This is a genomic window from Pseudoalteromonas sp. P80D2 (assembly GCF_036680945.1).
Lineage (GTDB): Bacteria > Pseudomonadota > Gammaproteobacteria > Enterobacterales > Alteromonadaceae > Pseudoalteromonas > Pseudoalteromonas shioyasakiensis.
On the sequence record NZ_JAZDAR010000047.1, the window covers coordinates 345,749 to 367,998 of the forward strand.

General features: G+C 41.6%; 23 protein-coding genes. 17 read left to right on the forward strand and 6 right to left on the reverse strand.

Annotated features, from left to right (window positions below; all coding sequences use genetic code 11):
• Nucleotides 1–71 precede the first annotated feature (71 nt).
• The 5 genes from clpX to VRK28_RS13615 all read left to right on the forward strand — a co-directional run bounded on the left by clpX (nucleotide 72) and on the right by VRK28_RS13615 (nucleotide 6,889).
• Nucleotides 72–1,355 (forward strand): ATP-dependent protease ATP-binding subunit ClpX, encoded by a 1,284-nt coding sequence (gene clpX, locus VRK28_RS13595; RefSeq protein ID WP_054562074.1) that lies wholly within the window; start codon nucleotides 72–74, stop codon nucleotides 1,353–1,355.
• Nucleotides 1,356–1,498: 143 nt separating this feature from the next.
• On the forward strand, nucleotides 1,499–3,859 hold the full coding sequence (gene lon, locus VRK28_RS13600) for an endopeptidase La (RefSeq protein WP_062566865.1): 2,361 nt from the start codon (nucleotides 1,499–1,501) through the stop codon (nucleotides 3,857–3,859).
• A gap of 197 nt (nucleotides 3,860–4,056) precedes the next feature.
• On the forward strand, nucleotides 4,057–4,347 hold the full coding sequence (locus tag VRK28_RS13605) for an HU family DNA-binding protein (protein ID WP_175580427.1): 291 nt from the start codon (nucleotides 4,057–4,059) through the stop codon (nucleotides 4,345–4,347).
• A gap of 158 nt (nucleotides 4,348–4,505) precedes the next feature.
• Nucleotides 4,506–6,407 (forward strand): peptidylprolyl isomerase, encoded by a 1,902-nt coding sequence (gene ppiD, locus VRK28_RS13610; protein ID WP_062566866.1) that lies wholly within the window; start codon nucleotides 4,506–4,508, stop codon nucleotides 6,405–6,407.
• Between the two features lie 83 nt (nucleotides 6,408–6,490).
• Entirely contained in the window at nucleotides 6,491–6,889 is a 399-nt protein-coding gene (locus tag VRK28_RS13615) for a GNAT family N-acetyltransferase (RefSeq protein ID WP_054562071.1), read from the forward strand.
• A 162-nt stretch (nucleotides 6,890–7,051) separates the two neighbouring features.
• On the opposite strand, the gene VRK28_RS13620 is transcribed toward VRK28_RS13615, so the two are convergent.
• From VRK28_RS13620 to pspF, 6 genes are read right to left on the reverse strand one after another with little or no spacing between them, the layout of a single operon-like run.
• The gene (locus VRK28_RS13620; RefSeq protein WP_054562070.1) at nucleotides 7,052–7,813 is read right to left on the reverse strand and encodes an ATP-binding cassette domain-containing protein; all 762 of its coding nucleotides are present in this window, start codon (nucleotides 7,811–7,813) and stop codon (nucleotides 7,052–7,054) included.
• Entirely contained in the window at nucleotides 7,813–8,805 is a 993-nt protein-coding gene (locus tag VRK28_RS13625) for a peptide ABC transporter ATP-binding protein (protein ID WP_054562069.1), read from the reverse strand. The genes VRK28_RS13620 and VRK28_RS13625 overlap by 1 nt, the downstream gene beginning before the upstream one ends.
• 2 nt (nucleotides 8,806–8,807) lie before the next feature.
• Nucleotides 8,808–9,701, reverse strand: a complete 894-nt coding sequence (locus VRK28_RS13630) for an ABC transporter permease subunit (protein ID WP_054562068.1) — start codon at nucleotides 9,699–9,701, stop codon at nucleotides 8,808–8,810.
• Nucleotides 9,688–10,722: an ABC transporter permease gene (locus tag VRK28_RS13635; RefSeq protein ID WP_062566867.1), complete on the reverse strand. Its 1,035-nt coding sequence runs from the start codon at nucleotides 10,720–10,722 to the stop codon at nucleotides 9,688–9,690. Before VRK28_RS13635 ends, VRK28_RS13630 begins: the two co-directional genes overlap by 14 nt.
• A complete protein-coding gene (locus VRK28_RS13640) occupies nucleotides 10,722–12,329 on the reverse strand; it encodes an ABC transporter substrate-binding protein (protein ID WP_054562066.1) in 1,608 nt (535 codons plus the stop codon). The genes VRK28_RS13635 and VRK28_RS13640 overlap by 1 nt, the downstream gene beginning before the upstream one ends.
• Before the next feature lie 15 nt (nucleotides 12,330–12,344).
• Nucleotides 12,345–13,418, reverse strand: coding sequence for a phage shock protein operon transcriptional activator (gene pspF / locus VRK28_RS13645; RefSeq protein WP_054562065.1), 1,074 nt, complete (start codon nucleotides 13,416–13,418; stop codon nucleotides 12,345–12,347).
• Between the two features lie 188 nt (nucleotides 13,419–13,606).
• Between pspF and pspA the strand changes: the two genes are divergently transcribed.
• The 12 genes from pspA (at nucleotide 13,607) to VRK28_RS13705 (ending at nucleotide 22,237) form a co-directional block, all read left to right on the forward strand.
• The gene (pspA, locus tag VRK28_RS13650) at nucleotides 13,607–14,269 is read left to right on the forward strand and encodes a phage shock protein PspA (protein ID WP_054562064.1); all 663 of its coding nucleotides are present in this window, start codon (nucleotides 13,607–13,609) and stop codon (nucleotides 14,267–14,269) included.
• 57 nt (nucleotides 14,270–14,326) lie between these two features.
• Nucleotides 14,327–14,560 carry an envelope stress response membrane protein PspB gene (gene pspB / locus VRK28_RS13655; RefSeq protein WP_036969793.1) on the forward strand — a complete coding sequence of 78 codons (234 nt, stop codon included), beginning with the start codon at nucleotides 14,327–14,329 and terminating at the stop codon, nucleotides 14,558–14,560.
• Nucleotides 14,557–14,958 carry an envelope stress response membrane protein PspC gene (gene pspC, locus VRK28_RS13660; protein WP_054562063.1) on the forward strand — a complete coding sequence of 134 codons (402 nt, stop codon included), beginning with the start codon at nucleotides 14,557–14,559 and terminating at the stop codon, nucleotides 14,956–14,958. The genes pspB and pspC overlap by 4 nt, the downstream gene beginning before the upstream one ends.
• A 62-nt stretch (nucleotides 14,959–15,020) precedes the next feature.
• Nucleotides 15,021–16,433 carry a YcjX family protein gene (locus tag VRK28_RS13665; RefSeq protein ID WP_062566868.1) on the forward strand — a complete coding sequence of 471 codons (1,413 nt, stop codon included), beginning with the start codon at nucleotides 15,021–15,023 and terminating at the stop codon, nucleotides 16,431–16,433.
• Nucleotides 16,430–17,464 carry a TIGR01620 family protein gene (locus VRK28_RS13670; protein WP_062566869.1) on the forward strand — a complete coding sequence of 345 codons (1,035 nt, stop codon included), beginning with the start codon at nucleotides 16,430–16,432 and terminating at the stop codon, nucleotides 17,462–17,464. Before VRK28_RS13665 ends, VRK28_RS13670 begins: the two co-directional genes overlap by 4 nt.
• 134 nt (nucleotides 17,465–17,598) lie before the next feature.
• Nucleotides 17,599–18,780, forward strand: coding sequence for a methionine gamma-lyase (gene megL, locus VRK28_RS13675; protein ID WP_062566870.1), 1,182 nt, complete (start codon nucleotides 17,599–17,601; stop codon nucleotides 18,778–18,780).
• Between the two features lie 226 nt (nucleotides 18,781–19,006).
• Nucleotides 19,007–19,804, forward strand: coding sequence for a phenylalanine 4-monooxygenase (gene phhA, locus VRK28_RS13680; RefSeq protein WP_054553132.1), 798 nt, complete (start codon nucleotides 19,007–19,009; stop codon nucleotides 19,802–19,804).
• 9 nt (nucleotides 19,805–19,813) lie between these two features.
• On the forward strand, nucleotides 19,814–20,158 hold the full coding sequence (locus VRK28_RS13685; RefSeq protein WP_332394035.1) for a 4a-hydroxytetrahydrobiopterin dehydratase: 345 nt from the start codon (nucleotides 19,814–19,816) through the stop codon (nucleotides 20,156–20,158).
• A gap of 120 nt (nucleotides 20,159–20,278) precedes the next feature.
• Nucleotides 20,279–20,848, forward strand: a complete 570-nt coding sequence (locus tag VRK28_RS13690) for a hypothetical protein (protein WP_062566871.1) — start codon at nucleotides 20,279–20,281, stop codon at nucleotides 20,846–20,848.
• A gap of 101 nt (nucleotides 20,849–20,949) precedes the next feature.
• Nucleotides 20,950–21,366 carry a hypothetical protein gene (locus VRK28_RS13695; protein WP_156426508.1) on the forward strand — a complete coding sequence of 139 codons (417 nt, stop codon included), beginning with the start codon at nucleotides 20,950–20,952 and terminating at the stop codon, nucleotides 21,364–21,366.
• A gap of 66 nt (nucleotides 21,367–21,432) precedes the next feature.
• The gene (locus tag VRK28_RS13700; RefSeq protein ID WP_062566873.1) at nucleotides 21,433–21,819 is read left to right on the forward strand and encodes a hypothetical protein; all 387 of its coding nucleotides are present in this window, start codon (nucleotides 21,433–21,435) and stop codon (nucleotides 21,817–21,819) included.
• Nucleotides 21,820–21,952: 133 nt separating this feature from the next.
• Nucleotides 21,953–22,237, forward strand: coding sequence for a hypothetical protein (locus VRK28_RS13705; protein WP_062566874.1), 285 nt, complete (start codon nucleotides 21,953–21,955; stop codon nucleotides 22,235–22,237).
• Nucleotides 22,238–22,250 lie beyond the last annotated feature (13 nt).

Genomic DNA, 22,250 nt, shown 5'->3' on the forward strand with positions numbered 1-22,250 from the left:
TTGATATAGTTAAACATAGTGAATTAGCAGTAGCCCAGTGCTACTGCCAACGTAATAAATGAGGTAGCTGAATGTCTGACACTCCTACAGACGGCGACAAAAGTAATAAATTGTTATACTGCTCTTTCTGCGGCAAAAGCCAGCACGAAGTTCGCAAACTAATTGCTGGCCCTTCAGTATATATTTGTGATGAATGTGTAGAGCTGTGTAACGATATTATCAGGGAAGAAATCAAAGACATTGCGCCGAAGCATAATGCGTCTGATAAACTGCCTGTGCCGAAAGAAATTCGTGATCACTTAGATGATTACGTGATTGGCCAAGACCACGCGAAAAAAGTGCTGTCGGTTGCGGTATACAATCACTACAAACGTTTACGCAATCAAACAATCAATGCAGATATTGAGCTTGGTAAGAGTAATATTCTATTAATCGGTCCTACAGGTAGTGGTAAAACATTACTTGCTGAAACAATGGCTCGTTTACTTGATGTACCATTCACGATGGCCGATGCAACGACACTAACTGAAGCAGGTTATGTAGGTGAAGACGTTGAAAACATCATTCAAAAGCTACTGCAAAAATGTGATTACGACGTAGAAAAAGCACAACGTGGTATTGTTTACATTGATGAAATCGATAAGATTTCTCGTAAGTCTGACAATCCATCGATCACCCGTGACGTATCGGGCGAAGGTGTACAACAAGCCTTACTTAAGCTAATTGAAGGTACGGTTGCATCTGTGCCACCACAAGGCGGCCGTAAACATCCACAGCAAGAGTTCTTACAAGTTGATACTTCTAAGATCCTATTTATCTGTGGCGGTGCGTTTGCTGGCCTAGATAAAGTGATTGAACAACGCAGCCATAAAAATACCGGTATTGGTTTTGGTGCTGAAGTTAAGCAATCATCAGGTAGCCGTAGCTTAAGTGAAACATTTAAAGATGTTGAACCAGAAGATTTAGTGAAATACGGTTTAATTCCTGAGTTCATTGGTCGACTTCCGGTTGTTGCGACACTAACAGAGCTAGATGAAGCGGCGCTTATTCAAATTCTGAGCGAACCAAAAAATGCATTAACTAAACAGTTCTCTGCATTGTTTGCGATGGAAGATGTTGAGCTTGAGTTCCGTGAAGATGCACTTAGCGCAATTGCTCATAAAGCAATGGAGCGTAAAACAGGTGCTCGTGGCTTACGTTCAATTGTTGAAGGCGTATTACTTGATACTATGTATGAATTACCTTCAATGGATGATGTTAGCAAAGTGGTTATTGATGAAACCGTTATTAAAGGTGAATCAGACCCAATTTTGATTTACCAAAGCGGTAACCAAGACAAAGCTGCATCAGAATAAAGCTGTAATAGTTTAAAAGTTAAGCAGTTGAACACGAAAAAGGAGCCAAAGGCTCCTTTTTTTATAAATATGTTGAACTTTCCCTTACATATCCCCATATACTTGAGTAATCTTTAAAATAAATGAAGTGCGAAGAGAATATAATGACGCTTGAGAGAACAGATCGAGTCGAAATCCCCGTGTTGGCACTGCGCGATGTAGTGGTTTACCCACACATGGTGATCCCGCTATTTGTTGGTCGTGAAAAATCAATAAAATGCCTAGAAGCGGCGATGGACAAGGACAAACAAATTTTCCTAGTGGCGCAAAAAGACGCCTCTGTTGATGATCCGCAGCAAGATGATATCTACCGTGTTGGCACCATTGCCACAGTACTTCAGTTATTAAAGTTACCTGATGGCACCGTTAAAGTGCTTGTTGAAGGCACACAACGTGCGAGCGTTGAAACGTTTTTAGATAACGATGATTTCTTTGTGGCTGAAGCACAGTTCATCGAATCAGGCCATATCGACGAGCAAGAACAAGATATCTTTATTCGCAGCGCAATTAGCCAATTTGAAGGCTATGTAAAGCTTAATAAGAAGATCCCACCTGAAGTACTTACTTCTGTGTCTGGCATCGATGAAGCTGCACGCCTTGCTGATACCATGGCAGCACACATGCCGCTTAAGGTACCTGAAAAGCAAAAAGTACTTGAGATTGCCGATGTGACCGAGCGTCTTGAATACTTAATGGCACTGATGGAAGGCGAGATTGACTTACTGCAAGTTGAGAAAAAAATCCGTACCCGCGTGAAAAAGCAGATGGAAAAGTCGCAGCGTGAGTATTACCTCAACGAGCAAATGAAAGCGATTCAAAAAGAGCTTGGCGAACTTGATGATGTACCCGATGAATTCGAAGCAATTAAAAAACGCATCGAAGAGTCTGGTATGCCTAAAGAAGCGCAAGAGAAAGCAAACGCTGAGTTATCTAAATTAAAAATGATGTCGCCGATGTCGGCGGAAGCAACCGTCGTGCGCTCGTACATTGATACCTTAATCAATGTACCTTGGAAAAAACGCTCTAAGGTGAAAAAAGACTTAGCTGGCGCACAGAAGATTTTAGATAGTGACCATTACGGCTTAGATAAAGTTAAAGAGCGTATTATTGAGTATCTAGCGGTGCAGCAGCGCACTAATAAGCTTAAAGGCCCAATTTTATGCTTAGTTGGTCCTCCTGGTGTAGGTAAGACTTCACTTGGTCAGTCAATCGCACGCTCTACAGGTCGTAAATATGTGCGTATGGCATTAGGTGGCGTTCGTGACGAAGCGGAAATCCGCGGTCACCGCCGTACTTACATTGGTTCTATGCCTGGTAAGTTAATCCAGAATATGACTAAAGTTGGTGTAAAGAACCCACTATTCTTACTTGATGAAATCGATAAGATGTCATCAGATATGCGTGGCGACCCTGCATCAGCATTACTTGAAGTACTTGATCCTGAGCAAAACAGCCATTTTGCCGATCACTACTTAGAAGTTGATTACGACCTATCTGACGTAATGTTCGTGGCAACATCAAATAGCTTTAATATTCCAGGTCCGTTATTAGACCGTATGGAAGTGATTCGTTTATCGGGTTACACCGAAGACGAGAAGCTAAACATTGCTAAGCAACACTTGATTCCAAAACAAGTTAAGCGCAATGGCTTAAAAGAGCATGAAGTTGAAATTGCTGACAGTGCAATTATTGGCATTATCCGCTACTACACACGTGAAGCGGGCGTTCGTAACTTAGAACGTGAAGTGTCAAAACTATGCCGTAAAGCAGTTAAAAACATCCTGCTTGATAAAGACACTAAAAAGGTACTTATCGACGATAACAACCTTGAAGAGTTCTTAGGCGTACAACGTTTTGATTATGGTAAAGCTGAAGACGGTGACCGTATTGGCCAAGTAACGGGTCTTGCGTGGACTGAAGTAGGTGGTGATTTACTGACTATTGAATCTGCAGCTGTACCAGGTAAAGGCAAGCTAACTTACACAGGTTCGCTTGGTGATGTAATGCAAGAGTCAATTCAGGCTGCGATGACGGTTGTTCGTAATCGTGCTGAAAAACTTCGCATTAATAGCGACTTCTATGAGAAACGTGACATTCATGTTCACGTGCCAGAAGGTGCAACACCAAAAGATGGCCCAAGTGCTGGTATTGCCATGGTAACTGGTTTGGTATCGAGCTTAACGGGTAACCCTGTGCGCTCAGATGTAGCAATGACAGGTGAAATCACATTACGTGGTGAAGTATTACCAATTGGTGGCTTAAAAGAGAAGCTACTGGCAGCGCATCGTGGTGGAATTAAAACCGTTATTATTCCAAAAATTAACGAACGTGACTTAAAAGAGATCCCAGACAACGTATTAGAGGGCCTTGAAATTCACCCAGTTACATGGATTGATGACGTTTTAAAACTGGCTTTGAAGCACCCAGTAGAGAGTTTTTCTGTCGAAACTGAAAAAAACCAGTAAAAAACCGCAAAAAAGTGCATTTAGGGGCTTTTCAAATACAAAGGGTATGATAAGTTAAGCACTAGTTTTCAAGCCTAGGCCTTATGTGGCCTAGGGTTGAGAAAAATATAATAAACTGAGCATAAACTTAATTTGCTCATAAATTTTCAAAACAGTGATGTTATTTTTTATAAAAACAATCGCTCTTGATAATAACAATGAAAGAGGATGATATTGTGAATAAATCTCAATTAATCGATCAAATCGCAGCTGACGCTGACATTTCTAAAGCGGCTGCAGGTCGTGCACTAGATTCATTCATCGAGGCTGTTTCAGGCGCTCTTAAAGATGGCGATTCAGTAGCGCTAGTTGGCTTTGGTACTTTCTCTGTACGTGAGCGTGCAGCGCGTTCAGGTCGTAACCCGCAAACTGGTGAGACTATCCAGATTGCTGCAGCAAACATTCCTTCTTTCAAAGCAGGTAAAGCGCTGAAAGACGCAGTAAACTAATCATTAAAGATTAGTTGGTGAGAGATACCTAATCACACTTAAATTGAATTTAGGTAACTTATCACCAGTTACTTCAAGTGAAAAAGCGTATCTGGTAAGATACGCTTTTTTTACATGAGCAGGGTTAATTTGTACCTGATCAGAATAGAGATAGATAAATGCTTGAGAAAATCAGAGAAGGTTCGCAGGGACCTGCAGCCAAAATTATTTTAGGCGCGGTGATTTTATCTTTTGCTTTAGCTGGGATCGGTGGTTATTTAGGACAAACCACAGAGCAACCCGTTGCAGAAGTAAATGGAGTTAAAATTAGCCAAACCGAATTCAGCCGTGCATACCAAAACGAACGTAACCGTTTAGAACAACAATTTGGTGAATACTTCGCACAAATCGCTGCTGATCCAAATTACATGGCACAAATTCGCCAAGGCGTAATCGACCGTTTAGTACAACAAGAATTGCAAACTCAACTAGCGGCAGAATTAGGTCTTCGTGTAAGCGACGAAAGTGTTCGTAAAGCAATTTTAGAAATGCCTTACTTCCAAGTAGGCGGCCAGTTTAGCAACGACCGCTACTTACAAGTTATTCGTCAAATGAATTTCCAACCAGATGCTTTCCGTGAATATTTACGTGAAGACATGACACGCAGCCAATTAGTAGGTGCTGTTGCTGGTACAGATTTCATCTTAGAAAATGAATTAAACAACAGCGTTGCTCTACAACAGCAAACGCGCAGTATTGATTACTTAGTTGTTGCTAAAGAATCATTACAAGAAGGTATCGAAGTAACAGAGCAAGAAATTGCTGATTACTATGAGTTGAATCAACCGCAATTCTTAGCACCAGAGCAAGTGTCTGTAAGCTACATTGACTTAAATGCAGCTACCTTAACGCTTGATTCAAGTGTTTCAGAAGAAGATATCAAAGCTTACTATGATCAAAACAGTGCACAATATGTTGAGCCTGAAAAACGTCGAGTATCGCACATCTTAATTGATAACAGCGAAGACGATGATGCAGCAAAAGCGAAAGCTGAAGAGCTACTAGCGCAGTTACAAAGCGGTGCTGATTTTGCTGAGCTAGCTGAGTCATCTTCTGATGACGTAGTGAGTGCAGAAATGGGCGGCGACCTAGACTGGATTGAACGTGACATGATGGACCCTGCGTTTGAAGATGCAACGTATGCACTTGAAAGCAAAGGCGACATTTCTGACGTTGTAGAATCAGAGTTTGGTTATCACATCATCAAACTTACTGATATTCAAACACAGCAAGTTAAACCATATGCTGACGTAAAAGATGAGCTTCGCGCTGAACTTGAGCGTACTAAGAAAATTAATGCGTTCTATGAAAAGCAAACTCAAATGGGTGAGCTTGCGTTCGAAATCTCAGATACTTTAATTGATGCAGCAGAAGCAGCAGGCGTTGAAGTACAGAAAACAGAACTTGTTACTCGCAATGCATTACCTGAGCCGTTAAACAACCCACAAGTTGTTACTGCTATTTTCTCACCTGAAGTGTTAGAAGACCGCATGAACTCAGAAGTAATTGAAGTAGGCGATGAGCATGCTGTTGTTGTTCGTGTAAACGATCACAAAGCTGCTACAACGAAAGCACTAGCAGATGTTTCTGAGCAAATTAAGGCGACGTTAGTTTCACAAAAAGCATCGGAGCTTGCTAAAGAAAAAGCACGCACTCTATACGCTGAGATCGAAGCTGGTAAGAGCCTAAACGAAGTTGCACAAGCTGAAGGCCTAACAGTACGCCAAGAAGCTGCACTTGCTCGTCAAGCTTACACAGTATCACCAGCGATTGTTCAACAAGCTTTCAAAATGGCTCACCCACAAGGTGCACCAGAGGTTGAAGTTGTTGACCTAAACAATGGCGATGCTGCAATTGTTGCGCTAAAAGCAGTTAATCCAGCGACTGAAGTTGAGATTAATGAGCAACAAAAGCAAAACATCACTATGGCTCAAGTGAATAAAAACTACATGGTATTTATTGCAGCACTAAAAGCACAAGCTGAAGTGCAAGTACCACAAGCGACTCAAGCTGCTGAATAATTAGCAAACAGAGTTAAATAAAAGGCGCCTATTGGCGCCTTTTTTGTTACCGTTAAAGCTAATGCAAGTTACAAAGAGCTTTTATGGAGTACAGTCTAATAGAGCAGCTACCAAGCGCAGAAGAATACTGTGACATGCGCCTTAAAGCTGGCTTATCAGCACGTTCATTAGCGGCTGCAAAGGCGGGGTTACCAAACTCTCTTTATGCTATTTGTATTCGTAAAAACGATGAGTTGATTGGCATGGGCCGCGTTATTGGTGATGGCGGTTGTAATTTTGAAGTGGTTGATATTGCTGTATCACCTGAATATCAAGGGCAAGGGTTAGGGCGTGTCATTATGGAACATGTTGACCGCTACATTGAATCTGCCGCCTTTGAAGGTAGTTATGTCACTATGGTCGCTGACAAACCAGGCTTTTACGAAAAGCTTGGCTACAAGTTTGTCGCACCACAAAGCCAAGGGATGTATAAAAAGTTTTGATAAGAGTAAAGCTGCAAGGGGAAAGAGTAAAGTTTCGAGGGGAAAGAGTAAAGTTTCGAGGGGAAAGAGTAAAGTTAATTGAGTGATCAAACCGCTCGCGTAGGAGGCGTTTTAACGCCGAATCAAACTGACAGCTTACGGCTGATAGCTGACAGCTCACTATCAGCAGTTCAACAACTTCTGCGTCACGTTTGATTGTGGGTTTTGGAAAATCGCTTCGGTTTGGCCGTATTCAACAATCTCACCGTGATCAAGTACCACAAGTTGGTCGCTAATATGACGCACTAAACTTAGGTGATGCGTAATAAGCACATAGCTAAGGCCAGTATCTTTTTGTAGACGCAGTAATAAGTTTACCGTTTGTGCACGCACAGACGGGTCTAGAGACGATAATGCCTCATCGAGCACTACAACCTTAGGGTCTAAAATTAAAGCCCGTGCAAGCGCTATACGTTGTAATTGTCCACTACTAAACATATGAGGGTAATAGTGCTGATGATCTAACAGCAAACCCACTTTTGCGAGGGTTTGTTTAATTTTATCTTCACGCTCTTCTTTGTTTAAGTCAGTGTTGTACTGTAAACAGTCATTAAGCATGTCGCCAATGGTTAAACCTGGGTTCAACGACGCTTCAGAGTCTTGGAAGATCATACGAATATGGCGACAGTCGTTATCACGCAAGCCATCATTTTCGATGATATTACCATCGAGCAAAATTTGCCCTTTATCAGCGTTGTCGGCTCCTGAGAGTAATTTAGCTAAGGTACTTTTACCTGAGCCGGTTTCGCCGATAATTGCAATGGTTTCACCTTGTCCTAAGCAAAACGAAATATCTCTTAAAACAGAGAATCGTTTGCGTGAGAACAAGCCTGCACGCAGGTTAAAACTCTTTGATAACGCTTGAACTTTGAGCAGTGGTTGCATTATTTCATCGCCTTAATTAATGGGAAATGGCAGGCATAACTATGACTATGATGCTTGGTCAATTTCGGGGTAACCACACATTCTTTTTGTGCTTGTGGGCAACGAGGACCCAAGCGGCAGCCTATTGGCAAATGCTGCAAGGTCGGAATGGTGCCTTTTAAAGCATAAAACGGCTCTTTGTGGGCAAGCCCTTGCTCGTAGTCAGGCAAGCTTTTTAACAGTGCTTGAGTATACGGATGATATGGCTGACTAAAAATACGATTAGTTGGGCCAGCTTCAACCATTTGTCCGCAGTAAAGAACATGCATGCCATGAGACCATTCAACAATTTCTTCAAGTTCGTGAGAAATCATCAAAATCGACATGTTCTTTAGCTGGTTCAAGCTTTTTAACAGTCTAAATACTTGTGCACGCGTGGTGCTTTCAAGGGCGGTAGTTGGCTCATCGGCAATCAATAGTTTCGGAGTACGCGCAATGGCCATGGCAATCATTACTTTTTGACAAATCCCTTCAGAGAGCTCATGAGGGTAGCTGTCGAGTACCTTTTTATGATCTTTAATACCGACCTTGTGGATTAACGCTTTTACTCTGTCTTTACGCTGTTTATTTCGCTTTAAGAAAAAGCCACTGGTTGCTTGCGCAGGCAGGGTTTCGGCAATTTGGTCAAATATCTTGGCAGTTGGATCTAGGCAGCGACTCGGATCTTGGTAGATCATAGCAATGTCTTGACCTACTAGTTTACGGCGTTGCTCGTTAGATAAGCGCATTAAATCAACACCACGCCAATGCATGCGATCAGCGGTGATATGCCAGCGTTTATTTAAAACCCCAACAATGGCTTTTGCAATTAAGCTTTTACCTGAGCCAGACTCGCCAACTAAAGCATGCACTTCACCTTCTTTTAAGGTCATGCTGACTCTATCAACCGCACGAATAACGGTATCTGAGGTGCGTAACTCTATCGTGAGATTGCGAATATCGAGTAATTGCATAATTAGTCGGCCTTACGTTCTTTAAGCACTTGGCGTAAACCGTCACCTACTAAATTGGTAGACAGTACTGCTAAAAATAATAATACGCCCGGTAAGCCAACAGTCCAAGGGGCAAGGTAAATTAAACCAAGGTTTTCAGCCAAAATAGCACCCCATTCTGTGGTTGGGGGCTGTGCGCCCAATTTTAAAAAGCCAAGTGCCGAGATATCCAAAATAGCGGTAGAAAGCGCCATGGTAAAAATAACCACAATATGCTCGTAAATATTCGGGAAGATACCACGGGCGAGAATATGCCAGTTTGACGCACCATCCAGTTTAAATGCCGTGATGTAATCTTTGTTAAGCTCTTCAACAATTAAGTTACGTACCGAGTGAATAAATTGAGGCAGTAAGGCTAAAATAATCGCCCATACTGTATTCATTAAGCCCGGGCCAAGAATCGCAATAATAATGATGGCTAGTAACAGCGATGGAATAGATAACGTAATATCAAGCAAGTGATTCAAAAAGCTTGAGCGAATACCCCGACTGATACCAGCAAAAGTACCTACTAATACCCCAATTACTGTGGTGATCAAAGCGGCGACAACCGACAAACCAAAGGTGTAGGTTGCACCATTCATCAAGCGCGATAACACATCTCGGCCTAAATCGTCGGTGCCTAATAAAAAGCGTACGTCACCTGCATCATGCCACGATGGCGGCAACAGAAGTGCATCGCTGTGTTGTTGGTTCACGCCATAAGGTGCAAGGAGTGGTGCAGACACAGCCAGTAACACTAAAGCAATAAATAACCATAACCCCACAAGAGCAGGGTGATTAGTTTTAAATTTTTTCCAAAATCGCGCTAACGGCGATTTATTCGACTCTTCAGAGAATAAATTAAACTTTGCCATGAGCTTGGTTCCGCGATAATGGGTCGAATAAGGTATAAGTGAGCTCAGCAATAATCGTAGCTAAAATAACGAACATAGAAACAGCGAGTAAGCCACCTTGAATTGCAGGGTAGTCGCGCTGATAAATACTATCGATAAGCCAACGACCAATGCCCGGCCATGAGAATATAACTTCGGTGATCATCGCAAGGGTGATCAAGGTACTAAACTGTAAACCTATTTGTTTAATAACCGGTAGCAGCGCATTACGCAGAGCGTGGTGAAGGATCAGCTGTGCACGGTTTAAGCCTTTAGCGCGTGCTGTTTTAATGTAACTCTGATCGAGTACTTTCAGCATAGAGTCGCGGGTAAAGCGAACCAATACTGTGGTCGGATACATGGCAAGTACAATGGTCGGCAAGGTTAGATGGTGTATTGCATCTAAAAATGCCATGCCATCATACGGAAAGTCACCTAATATGATATCGATTAAAATAAAGCCGGTAATAGGTTCAATTTCGTAAAGTAGACCCATACGGCCCGACATCGGAAACCAACCGAGTTGCAGTGAAAACACCATGATCAACAATAGCGCTAACCAAAAAACAGGCATCGAGTAGCCAATAAGCGTGCCTGAGTTTATAAATTTATCTGGCCAACGTTTGTAGTAAGCAGAAGCTAAAATACCACCCGGTACGCCCACAGCAACAGAGACAAATAATGCGTACAGGCTAAGCTCTAGCGTTGCAGGAAATAAGTCTTGAATATGCTGAAATACGCTTTCGCCGGATGCAAATGAAATTCCCCAATCACCCTGAATAATACGCTCTAAAAAGGCAAAGTATTGCACTACGTAGTTTTCAGTAAAATGGAATTTTTCTTCTAAGGCACTTGTTTGTGAGAAAGTACTATTGGTAATACCGCTTAAGTTAGTTAGTGCATCACCCGGAAACAAAAAGCTCAATGAAAAGGTAAAGATACTCAGTGTCAGCATCATAAACATCAACAGTGCTAAGCGGCGTAGAATATAATCAAGGATCATTATTCTTTCCTCGCGTTAGCTAGTGAAATGCCACCAAAAGGGCTTAAGCTGATGCCTTTAACATCACTACTTGCTGCTTGAAAGCGCATACCATGGGCTATCGGTAAAATAGGCAGCTCTTGCACTATGATCCGCTGTGCTTGATTGTAGTATTGTTTACGCTTTTCAAGATCTGTTGTGTCTAAGGCTTGAGTAAGTAATAAATCAAACTCAGGGTGACACCAATTTGCTGGGTTTTTACCACTGAAAGTCGCAGTACAGCTTAATAATGGGCTCATAAAGTTATCTGGGTCTGGTGTATCTGCAGCCCAACCAAGTAACACGCTATCGTGTCTATGTTCACCAATTCGTTGTAAAAAGGTATTCCACTCGTACTCGACGATATTAACGTTCACACCAATCTTGCGTAAATCACTTTGCATCAGCTCAGCCATTTTACGGGCATTGGGGTTATAAATACGGCTTACTGGCATAGCCCAAATATTCATATCAAAGCCATTTTTGTAGCCAGCTTCTGCGAGTAATGTTTTGGCAAGTGCAGGGTTAAATTCTGGCATGGCTTTTTGCGCTTCAAATGCCCAAGAAGCCGGAGGCAGTAATGACTGCGCTTTAATGCCGTTACCGTAATATACCGCTTGCATGATTTTATCGACATCGATGGCGCTTGCGAGTGCTTGGCGTACACGTACATCATCAAAAGGCGGGCGTTCAGTGTTAAAGGCCCAATAACCAATATTTAAGTTTTGCTCTTTTTGAACTTTAATATCTTCACGTTGCGATAAAATACTTAGCTGCGCGCTGCTTGGGTGCGCAGTCACATCACACTCTTTGGTGAGCATTTTCGCAACGCGTGTGGTGCCGTTTGGCGTAATGTCATATACCAATTGCTCAAGTACAACAGGGTGTTTCCAGTAGTCAGGGTTACGGTAATAGCGAATTAAACGGTCGCGACGATATTCTTTATATACATAAGGGCCAGTACCCACAGGGTATTGGTCAAATAAGTTTTCTTGGTTTCGCGCTTTAAGCTGCATGGCGTATTCTTCCGATAACACCACGGCAAAGTCGGTTGCAAGGTTTGCTAAAAAGCTGCTTTCAGCATTATAAAGCTCAAACCGTACTTGGTAATCAGAAACACGCACAATGCGACGAATAAGCTGATCAATACCCACACTTTGAAAATAAGGGTAACTGGCATCACCAACAAAGTGATAAGGGTTATAAACGTCGAATAAGCGGCTGAAAGTAAAAATTACATCATCAGCGTTAAAATCACGGCTTGGGGTAAAGTATTTTGTGGTGTGAAACTTAACCCCTTTACGCAGGGTAAAGGTAATTGCTTTGCCGTCTGGGCTAATTTTCCAATCAGTTGCCAGCTCTGCTTTAAACTCGGCAGACACCGGATCAATACTTAATAGGCGATCATATAACTGGTTGGCGATAATATCGATAGTCGAACCTGTCGTCGTCACTTGCGGATTAAACGACACAGGGTTTGCTTCAGCGCAATAGACTAAGCCCTGGTTTTTTTGTTCTGTGGTTTTTTCTTCGTTATCTAGGCAGCCTACTAAGCACACCAAAGACAAAGCAAGTAACGGTTTAAACACCTGATTAGCCTCTAACTATTGCTGCTGATCTAATAAATTGTATTTTTTCAAATAGCCACGTAATTGATGATACGTTAATTCTAAGTGTTCTGCAGTTTTCTTTTGGTTAAATTGGCTATGTTCAAGCGCTTTTTTAATGACATCAATTTCAAAGTCGTTAGACAGCTGCTTTAAATTACAAGGAAATTGAATGTCGGGCTTATTAAGTGTTACAACGTCTTGATTTTGTGTCGTGGCGATAGGCGCAGCTTCTACGTTTGCAACAGGGGCACTGCTAACTGCTGCTTTTACGCGCTGTTTAGGTCTAAACTTACTCGCGAATGGGTCTAAAATAATCTGGTGAACGGGAATATGTTCGTTACCATGGCGATATAAGCTACGTTCAACCACATTCTTTAATTCACGAATATTACCTGGCCACTCATAAGATTGCAGCGTTTCGATGGCGCTACGCGTAAAGCCACTAAATAGCTCCCACTCAAGATCGCGAGCCATGTTAATTGCAAATTGTTCTGCCAATAACATGATATCTTCTTGGCGTTCACGCAGCGGGGGCAGGGTAATAACATCAAAGGCGAGGCGGTCGAGTAAGTCGCTTCTAAATTCGCCTTGCTCAGCTAGGGTTGGTAAGTCTTCATTGGTCGCACAGACTAAACGGGTATCGACTTTAACGGTTTGCTTACCACCAACGCGTTCAAATTCGCCGTATTCAATAACGCGTAGTAGTTTTTCTTGTACCATCGCCGAGGTATTGGCTAATTCATCAAGGAATAGCGTACCGCCATTAGCACGTTCAAAGCGGCCTTCGTGGCGTTTGCTAGCACCGGTGAATGCACCACTTTCATGACCAAATAATTCGCTTTCGAGCAGGTTTTCGTTAAGCGCTGCACAGTTGAGCTTTATATAGTTTTGATCCCAACGCTTAGATAAAAAGTGCAAACGCGCAGCAATAAGTTCTTTACCCGTACCGCGCTCACCAATAATAAGAACTGGCTTTTCTAAACTGGCTAGTTGCGAAACTTGATCAAGTACACTTAAAAAACTGTCAGATTGGCCGAGTAAATTATCCTGCTGGCGAAATTGGCTCATATTCCCTAACTCTTAGTCATTTTTACTAAGATCTAGTGTATTTCATTATCTATGAGAACTAAAGAAATTTATAAATTTAGTTTAACTGTTTGAATATATTGAGTTATTCTAGGTTTATAAAAGTTGGCAAGCATATTGATACTAGATATACCAACTGATTAAGTTAAAACACCAAAGAGGTAAATGTTATGGGAATTTTTTCACGTTTTGCAGACATCGTTAATTCTAATATCAATGCCATCTTAGATAAAGCAGAAGACCCAGAAAAAATGGTTCGCCTGATCATCCAAGAGATGGAAGATACATTAGTAGAAGTTCGCTCTACATCAGCAAAAACACTTGCTGAGAAAAAAGAGCTAGTACGTCGCGTTGAAACTTTAAAAGTTCAAGTTGCAGACTGGCAAGAAAAAGCTGAATTAGCACTAAATAAAGACCGTGATGATTTAGCACGTGCAGCACTGATTGAAAAGCAAAAGTCAGCAGATGCAGTCGCAGCGGTTGAAACTGAGCTTGAGCATGTAGAGTCTCACATCGAGAAACTACAGCAAGAAGTCAGCACGTTACAAGAGAAGCTAGCTGATGCAAAAGCGCGTCAAAAAGCAATCATCTTACGTCAACGCTCTGCTGAGTCACGTCTTGAAGTTAAAAAAGCACTCGACAGCTCTAAAGTTGAAGACGCTTTAAACCGCTTCGAACGTTACGAAACTAAGATCGATGGTCTAGAATCACAAATAGAATCTTATGATCTTGGTAAAAAATCATTAGCTGACGAAATTGCTGGTCTTCAGCAAGACGAAAAGATTGATGATGAGCTAGCTGAGCTTAAGAAAAAACTAGCAGATAAAAAATAATAAATGGGGGCATGTCCCCCAATGCTTAAACACATACCGGATTGACAGGAGAGTACCATGTTCGACGCAGAAGTTTTGATGGCACCGATTATTGTTTTTATGGTGGTTGTTGCCCCACTTTGGCTAATTTTACATTACCGTAGTAAAAAACAAGTGAGCCAAGGTTTAAGTGAACACGAGCACCGCCAATTATTAGAGCTTGCACAAAAAGCAGATAAAATGGCAGAGCGTGTTGAAACATTAGAAGCCTTACTTGACCAAGAGGCTCCGCAGTGGAGACGTAAAGTATGAGTACCAAACGCGAATTATTTAGAGACGCAGAGCGTGGCAAAATAGCAGGTGTGTGCGCAGGTATCAGCGATTACTTTAACATGGAGCTTTGGCTGGTACGTATTTTAGTCGTGACAGCAGTGCTATTATCAGGTGGTCCATTTATTGTTGTTGCTTACATTGCTGCTTGGTTTATTTTAGATAAAAAACCAGCAGAAAAAACAGAGAAAAGCACAGACAGCATTCACCAAGACCCGCTTGAAGTAAAATTTAAAGTATGGCAAAAAGGGGAACCACCTCGCCGTGCATTGCAAGACTTAAAAGATCGTCTTGCACGAGTTGATGGTCGTTTACAAGAGATGGAACGCTATGTCACATCAACAGAATTTACGGTTAGCCGTGAAATCAACAAACTTTAAAGGATATATACGCACCTTGTTTGCATCGTGATACCCAGCGCAAATAAGGTGCTAGACACTTTATGAGCCAATCATTTGCAAAGAACACCTTTAATTCGTTAAAAAATAAAGCGGAAAAAGCCCTTCACCGTAGTTTAGATCAACACGTGAAATTAGCCGTTACAGGGTTAAGTGGCAGCGGTAAAACCGCTTTTATTACCGCCTTGGTTAAACATTTAACCAGCCAAGCTGACGATAAAAACTTACCTTTTTTTGATGTGATGCGCGAAAAGCGTCATATCGCCACAAAAATAGTGCCGCAGCAAGCACTGACAATACCGACATTTGAATACACAAATGCATTATCAGCGTTATTACCTATTGAAGGTGAGCCTGCATGGCCTGCCTCTACCGAGCGTATAAATACGCTACGTTTAGCAATTAAATACCAAAGTAATTCGGGGTTACGCGGTCATTTTGCACCGCAATCAACACTCTATTTAGACATTATTGATTACCCAGGTGAATGGCTACTTGATTTGCCAATGCTAGAGCAATCATTTGCTGATTGGTGTGAATCACAATACTCACTCTTGCAGCAAACCGCACGCAACGAAAAAGCGAAGCCATTTTTAACAGCCCTTGCTGAACTTGATCTATCAGCCAGTGTTGATGAAAGCAAACTTGCTGATGTCGCTGCGCTTTATCAGCAGTTATTAGTGGGCCTTAAAAAAGACACCAAACTTGCCATGCTGCAACCTGGTCGCATGCTGATGCCAGGTGAGCTTAAAGGAGCGCCGCTACTACAGTTTTTTCCGGTTGCGAATGTGCCAGACGACATAATCGAAGGGTCCAATTTAGCGCATCTTAAAAAGCGCTATAAAGCCTATGTAAAAGAGGTTGTAAAACCTTTTTACGAGCAGCATTTTCGTCATTTTGACCGACAAATTGTGCTAGTGGATGTGCTCAGTGCCTTGAATGAAGGAAGCGAAACCTTGCATGAGCAAAGTCGTGTTATTAACCAATTGCTGGCGCACTTTAATTATGGTGAAGCAAGCTTCTTTAAGCGTTTGTTTAAACCAAACATCGACAAGCTACTGTTTGCGGCCAACAAGTCAGATCATATTAGTGCGCAATATCATAAAGATTTAGCGTTATTGCTTGATTCAATCGTGCATGACCAAACGAATCATTTAAAGTTCGAAGGCGTGCAAATCGAAACCATGGCAATGTCATCTATCTGCGCTACAGAGCCGCGCCAAGTGGCTGAGAAAGGCCAACAGTTAGCTTGTATTTATGGCAAGCCTTTAGGCGAGCAAGAATGGTTAACGTATTTACCGCCGCAGCCACCGTCACGCCTTCTCAACAAACAAGAGTGGCCAAAACAGGGCTTTGAGTTCTTATCGTTTTCGCCACTGCCATGCCCTGATAAACGGTTAAAGCATATTCGTTTAGATCATGTCATGCAGTACCTGATAGGAGATAAACTAACATGAGTGAGCAACCAAAGGAGATGAACTTTCAGGCAGGTCGCCGTATTTCAAGCTCTGCAAGCAACGAAGCTCCTGCAGAGGAGTTAACAGTTGCTAAAGTGATAGAAAACGCCGAATTTATCGACACTGAAGAAGATCAGCAAGATAGCATAGAGCTTGAGCCTGTGTATAAAAAGTCGAAATGGCAAACCCTAAAAGGGGTGTTTGTTGTTAGCTTTTTAGCGTTAGTGTTACTTGAGTTTGCGATGTCATTGTTTGTGACGTTTCAGCAATCAATTATTTTAGGTTCGCTGTATTTAACGGCTGTTCTCAGTGGTGTGCTACTGATTGCCCGTGTTATTTGGCGCGAGTACCGTATGCTAAGAAGTTTGAAGCGTAATCAATTGCATCGCACAGAGGCCGACCGCTTACTTAATAGCGAGCAAGTAGGTGAAGCATTACCATGGCTAGAAAAGCTTAATAAACATCAAACGCTTACTGGGTTTGAAGAGTTTAAGCAACAAATAGCAAGTCACCATACCGATAAAGAAATCATGACCTTATACGCCGATAGCTTATTGGTAAGCCAAGATCAGCAAGCGAAAAAACTGATTAACCGTTTTGCCACTGAGTCTGGCTTATTGGTTGCGCTAAGCCCGTTGGCTTTAGTCGATATGATGGCGGTGCTATGGCGTGGCACTAAGCTCATTGAGCAAATTGGCCGTATTTACGGTATTGGTTTTGGTTATGCAAGCCGTATTAAATTGTACCGCTTATTAGTGAAACAAGTATTGTTTGTTGGTAGTGCAGAGTTAGTTTCAGATTTAGCAGCAACGGCACTAAGCGCTGAATTACTCGGGAAATTGTCGGGCCGAGCAGCGCAAGGGCTAAGTGCTGGTATTTTTACCGCGCGTATAGGGTATAAAGCGATGGAGCTTAGTCGCCCGTTACCTCGCTTAGAGCATAAGCGCAGCTTGCTAAAAGAAACCGCCAATAGTATTGCCCGTAAAATTGCCTCACGTACGAGCGACAAAGAGACCGAAAATACAAAATGACAACTTTTGTGTACAGTTAATAAAAACGGCTGAGTGATATTTAGCCATCTGAGCATCCGGCATGCTTGTGCATTGTGGGTATCTACGTTTTATTTATGAGTATGAAGTACTGATAATAAAAACGAGAACACACAATGACTAAGCATCACTTACATACACAATGTATTCACGGTCCAGAAAAACCAAATGATCCACATGGCGCACTGAGTGCGCCACTTTACCAAACCTCTACCTTCTCTTTTGCTAATGCAGCCCAAGGTGCAGCCCGATTTGCCGGTGAAGAGCAGGGCTTTATTTATACCCGTTTGGGTAATCCGACAACCCAAGAGCTAGAACAAAAAGTGGCTCAGTTAGAAAACTGTGAAGCAGCGGCTGCCACAGCGACCGGTATGGGGGCTGTGTCTGCGTCTGTGCTTAGCTTTTTACAACAAGGTGACCACCTAGTGGCATCAAGCGCGTTATACGGTTGTACTTTTGCATTTTTTGCTCACATGTTGCCGCGCTTTGGTATCGAAGTTACTTTTGTTGATATGACCAACGAGGCTGAACTTCGCGGCGCGGTTAAAGCCAATTCAAAAATGATTTTTGCAGAAACGCCAATTAATCCGACCATGGCGGTGCTTGATCTAAGTTTGATTGCCGATGTTGCCAAACAGCATCAACTGATAAGCGTTATCGACAATACCTTCTTAACGCCTCTGCTCCAGCAACCTACCTCGTTTGGTATTGATATTGTGGTACACAGCGCAACTAAATACCTAAATGGCCATGGTGATGTGGTGGCTGGGCTTGTATGCGGCACAGAGGAGCATATCAACCTAGTCAAAATGACGGTGCTAAAAGATATTGGTGCAACGATTAGTCCTCATGATGCATGGTTAATTAATCGCGGTTTAAAAACCCTTGCTGTACGCATGGAGCGCCACTGTGCAAGTGCACAAGTAGTTGCTGAATATTTAGAGCAACACCCGTTAGTAAGCCAAGTTTATTACCCTGGGCTTAAATCACATCCGGGTCATCAATTTATTGGCTCACAGATGAAAGCCGCTGGTGGTGTTATTGCCTTTGAAATAAAAGGCAGCCTTAAAGATGGCGAAACATTTATAAATAACACCCAGCTTTGCACGCTTGCTGTCAGTTTAGGGGATGCAGAAACCCTCATTCAACATCCTGCATCGATGACACATTCGCCTTATACACCCGAAGAAAGAGCAGCTGCAGGGATCAGTGATGGCTTAATTCGATTATCAGTTGGTCTTGAGGATGTTAACGATATTATTAACGATCTTAAAGCTGCATTTACATTCGTTGGTTAGGTTGTAATTTTAAGTTTACGACAAAGGCTGGTTTTAACCCTTTAAAAACGTGGTCTGTAAACTTTTTGATCTTTTAGTGTAATTTTATGTTTACGTTAGGGCTGTTTCTGCAAACCTTAGAAACAGCCTTAACTATTAAAATTTCGCTTACTTTTACATAGTATCGGCTTAACAAGTTAATGAGATTCTGATCAATGCTGATCAAGATTTAACGAAGAAGGTTATTATGGCTAAAGCAAGTAATTACACCTCCAAGCAACCTGATGAAAATGGGGTTATCCATTGGAGCGAAGAAGAAAATAAAATATGGTCTGAGCTAGTTGCTCGCCAACTCGCTTGCATAGAAGGTAAAGCCTGTGATGAATATTTAGCAGGCCTTAAGAAAATTAATTTACCAACAGATCGTATTCCACAACTTAGTGAACTCAACGAAGTGCTACTCGAAACAACGGGCTGGCAAGTTGCGCCTGTTCCGGCACTGATCGATTTTGATGAGTTCTTTCGATTACTAGCAAACAAGCAGTTCCCAGTAGCGACTTTTATTCGCAGCCGAGAAGAGTTTGACTACTTACAAGAGCCAGATATCTTCCACGAGATTTTTGGTCATTGTGCGATGCTTACCAACCCAGCATTTGCTGAGTTTACACACAAATATGGTCAGTTAGGTTATGCCGCTGAAAAGAAAGATCGTGTTTATTTAGCACGCCTTTACTGGTTTACTGTTGAGTTTGGTTTAATGCAAACCGAACAAGGTCTGCGAATTTATGGTGGTGGTATTTTATCAAGCCCAGGCGAAACACAATACGTGTACTCAGATAAGCCAGAAATCAATGCGATGAACGTGCTTGATGTATTACGTACACCTTATCGTATTGATATTATGCAGCCTGTGTACTACACCATTAACTCAATCAATGACTTATTTGATATTTCACAAATGGATATCATGTCGCTGGTGAGTAAAGCAAAAGAATTAGGGCTACATGAGCCAAAGTTTCCTCCTAAAGAAAAATTAGCAAGTTAAGGATTTATAATGTCTTCATTAAGCACACAAAAGTGTGAATCGTGTCGTGCGGATGCGCCTAAAGTATCTGATGCTGAATTAGCAGAATTGATCAAAATGATCCCAGACTGGGTTCCTGAAGTGCGCGACGGCATTATGCAATTAGAGCGTGTTTACAAGTTTAAAAACTTCAAGCAAGCACTTGAGTTCACTAATAAAGTGGGCGATATGGCTGAAGAAGAAGGTCACCACCCAGGCCTGTTAACCGAGTGGGGCAAAGTAACCGTTACTTGGTGGAGCCACTCTATCAAAGGGTTACACAAAAATGATTTTATCTGTGCTGCTAAAACAGACGATGTATTCGCTGCACTGTAAATTTTAAGTTCTGCCCAGAACGATAAAAGGCGTAACCTCAGGTTGCGCCTTTTTGCTTTTTTAGAGCCCAAGAATTAACATTAGGCTCTTATCTATGCGAGAACACTAGAAAAGTAAATAATGAAAAACAAAGCGCTTATTCTGCCATTCCTACTCATTTTGCTGCCCTTAATTGATAGCTTGTTTATCCCGCAAACATTTGGCATTCAATGGCATAGCCCTAAGCTGATGTATCAAATAGGCGTAGCACTGATGATTGTAAAGCTAACTATGGTTGCCATTGGGCTTTGGTTATTACTCAAAGCAAAGCGCCTTTATATGGAAGCTAGTAAATCGACTCGTATTGTTAAATTTTCAGTATTTTTACTCGGCGGCTTACAAGTGGTGATAATGACAGCAATATGCTTTTGGTATTTAGTAGCGGGCACGCAAGCGAAACATTTTATGCTGCAAGACAACATTGCTGTATTTACCGCTGATTATGGCGTATTTGCACCGGTACATCATGAGTTCTCATTTATATGCTTTGATGCCAATGGTTTTTACCACATGCAACCAATTGCTCAGCTTCCTTGGCTCGGAACCTTTACCTTTACTAGCCAAGATTCACGTTTGATCATTCAACATAAAAACCAAAGTGGCGCGAATACTCAAGAAATTTCATTAAAAGGGTTTGGCTGTTTGCTGTGAGAGCTGTTGGCCTTGTGAAAGGAGGCTGCGATTATAAGTGGTTTTCTGAATACTTGCTCTGCAGAAGCCATTATCAGCCATTTTTAAATCATGATTGTGACATGACACATGGAGACAAATTGAAAAGTTTAAGGATAGTAAAATACACTTTAGCCATGCTGGCTTTGAATACCGTATTAAGTACTTTTATCACTCTAATAATTGGTAGTGATAATTTAGCTTCACTCTCATTCGGCAAATATTTTACATACCAGTTATTACCCTCTTATTTATTGAGCGCAGCAATTTATACCGTTATGGCTAAGCGCAATGTTGTAAAAGCTTGGAATTATGCCCTAAGTGTATATTTACTGAGCTTTATAGTGGGAACAGTAATTGTATCGATACTATTACAAACGTTATTTATCCCACCTTTATGGTTTGTAGAAGTGCCTTTGAGTATAGCCTTTGCGATTGTTGGTACTGTCATCGGAATTAAGTTAGGTACTCTGGATAGTAAGGAAGTCGAAGGCCCCTGATCTTGTTTTTTCTTTCATAAGGCAAAAAACAAGACTTGACCCTCTTAAAACTTTAGGTTGGGAAATATGAATATTACAAAAGCATCAGAGTTGATGGCCCTTCACAGAGCCATTGTTGAGGCAAAGTTCAAAGAGTCGCACTTTGATTCCGCCATTCCATATAGTGGGATTATTGCAGATTTATCATCAAGGATTCTTGCGGATATTGTTCATACTCTGTTGGAAAACGACGAGCACGATGAAGCGATTGGTTGGTCGTCATTAATTAAACTAAATGAAGATTGGCATGGCTATGAGTGTATAAAGAACTGGATACGAGAAACTAGAAGTTGGATTGATATGGATGAGGAAGATAAATCACAATTCATTAAAGTTTTGTGCTCACCATACCAACCATCAAAACATCAACTAAACAACTTAATTAAGTTTGGTGATACAAATTGTAAGGTTTAACTTTCTTGTATCCTGTAGCTGGTAAAAATAATGAATTGTTTAATTTTGAAGGCTTAGGTCTTGTGCCTATTGAGTAAAAAGTCATAAGCAAAATCTAACCCAATAGATTGAAAAAATTAAAGGTTATAGATAAATGTCAGGTACAAAGTTGTATACGTTTTTAATGGATTGGAATGGCGGTACTTTCATATCTCAGTCTAGGGGTGACAATATTCAAGAAGCAACGAAGGGTTGGTTAAATCAATTAAGTATTAAAAAAATAAAAACATCTGAAAGAAGTCTTTCTTTGTTTAAGAGTAGCTTACAGGACGATTTGCAGCCAATTGCAATAGAGGGTAATACATCTGTTTGGTGTCTTTCTGAATTCATAAGTGGTGAGTTAGCAATCATTAATATAATCGCCACCCTCGAAAAATAAAATTACTCTACTG

Excerpts from the sequence above, each read along its gene's own strand:
- clpX (WP_054562074.1), top strand. The coding sequence starts at position 72 with ATGTCTGACACTCCTACAGACGGCGACAAAAGTAATAAATTGTTATAC.
- lon (WP_062566865.1), top strand. The coding sequence starts at position 1,499 with ATGACGCTTGAGAGAACAGATCGAGTCGAAATCCCCGTGTTGGCACTG.
- VRK28_RS13605 (WP_175580427.1), top strand. The coding sequence starts at position 4,057 with ATGAAAGAGGATGATATTGTGAATAAATCTCAATTAATCGATCAAATC.
- ppiD (WP_062566866.1), top strand. The coding sequence starts at position 4,506 with ATGCTTGAGAAAATCAGAGAAGGTTCGCAGGGACCTGCAGCCAAAATT.
- VRK28_RS13615 (WP_054562071.1), top strand. The coding sequence starts at position 6,491 with ATGGAGTACAGTCTAATAGAGCAGCTACCAAGCGCAGAAGAATACTGT.
- VRK28_RS13620 (WP_054562070.1), bottom strand. The coding sequence starts at position 7,813 with ATGCAACCACTGCTCAAAGTTCAAGCGTTATCAAAGAGTTTTAACCTG.
- VRK28_RS13625 (WP_054562069.1), bottom strand. The coding sequence starts at position 8,805 with ATGCAATTACTCGATATTCGCAATCTCACGATAGAGTTACGCACCTCA.
- VRK28_RS13630 (WP_054562068.1), bottom strand. The coding sequence starts at position 9,701 with ATGGCAAAGTTTAATTTATTCTCTGAAGAGTCGAATAAATCGCCGTTA.
- VRK28_RS13635 (WP_062566867.1), bottom strand. The coding sequence starts at position 10,722 with ATGATCCTTGATTATATTCTACGCCGCTTAGCACTGTTGATGTTTATG.
- pspF (WP_054562065.1), bottom strand. The coding sequence starts at position 13,418 with ATGAGCCAATTTCGCCAGCAGGATAATTTACTCGGCCAATCTGACAGT.
- pspA (WP_054562064.1), top strand. The coding sequence starts at position 13,607 with ATGGGAATTTTTTCACGTTTTGCAGACATCGTTAATTCTAATATCAAT.
- pspB (WP_036969793.1), top strand. The coding sequence starts at position 14,327 with ATGTTCGACGCAGAAGTTTTGATGGCACCGATTATTGTTTTTATGGTG.
- pspC (WP_054562063.1), top strand. The coding sequence starts at position 14,557 with ATGAGTACCAAACGCGAATTATTTAGAGACGCAGAGCGTGGCAAAATA.
- VRK28_RS13665 (WP_062566868.1), top strand. The coding sequence starts at position 15,021 with ATGAGCCAATCATTTGCAAAGAACACCTTTAATTCGTTAAAAAATAAA.
- VRK28_RS13670 (WP_062566869.1), top strand. The coding sequence starts at position 16,430 with ATGAGTGAGCAACCAAAGGAGATGAACTTTCAGGCAGGTCGCCGTATT.
- megL (WP_062566870.1), top strand. The coding sequence starts at position 17,599 with ATGACTAAGCATCACTTACATACACAATGTATTCACGGTCCAGAAAAA.
- phhA (WP_054553132.1), top strand. The coding sequence starts at position 19,007 with ATGGCTAAAGCAAGTAATTACACCTCCAAGCAACCTGATGAAAATGGG.
- VRK28_RS13685 (WP_332394035.1), top strand. The coding sequence starts at position 19,814 with ATGTCTTCATTAAGCACACAAAAGTGTGAATCGTGTCGTGCGGATGCG.
- VRK28_RS13690 (WP_062566871.1), top strand. The coding sequence starts at position 20,279 with ATGAAAAACAAAGCGCTTATTCTGCCATTCCTACTCATTTTGCTGCCC.
- VRK28_RS13695 (WP_156426508.1), top strand. The coding sequence starts at position 20,950 with ATGACACATGGAGACAAATTGAAAAGTTTAAGGATAGTAAAATACACT.
- VRK28_RS13700 (WP_062566873.1), top strand. The coding sequence starts at position 21,433 with ATGAATATTACAAAAGCATCAGAGTTGATGGCCCTTCACAGAGCCATT.
- VRK28_RS13705 (WP_062566874.1), top strand. The coding sequence starts at position 21,953 with ATGTCAGGTACAAAGTTGTATACGTTTTTAATGGATTGGAATGGCGGT.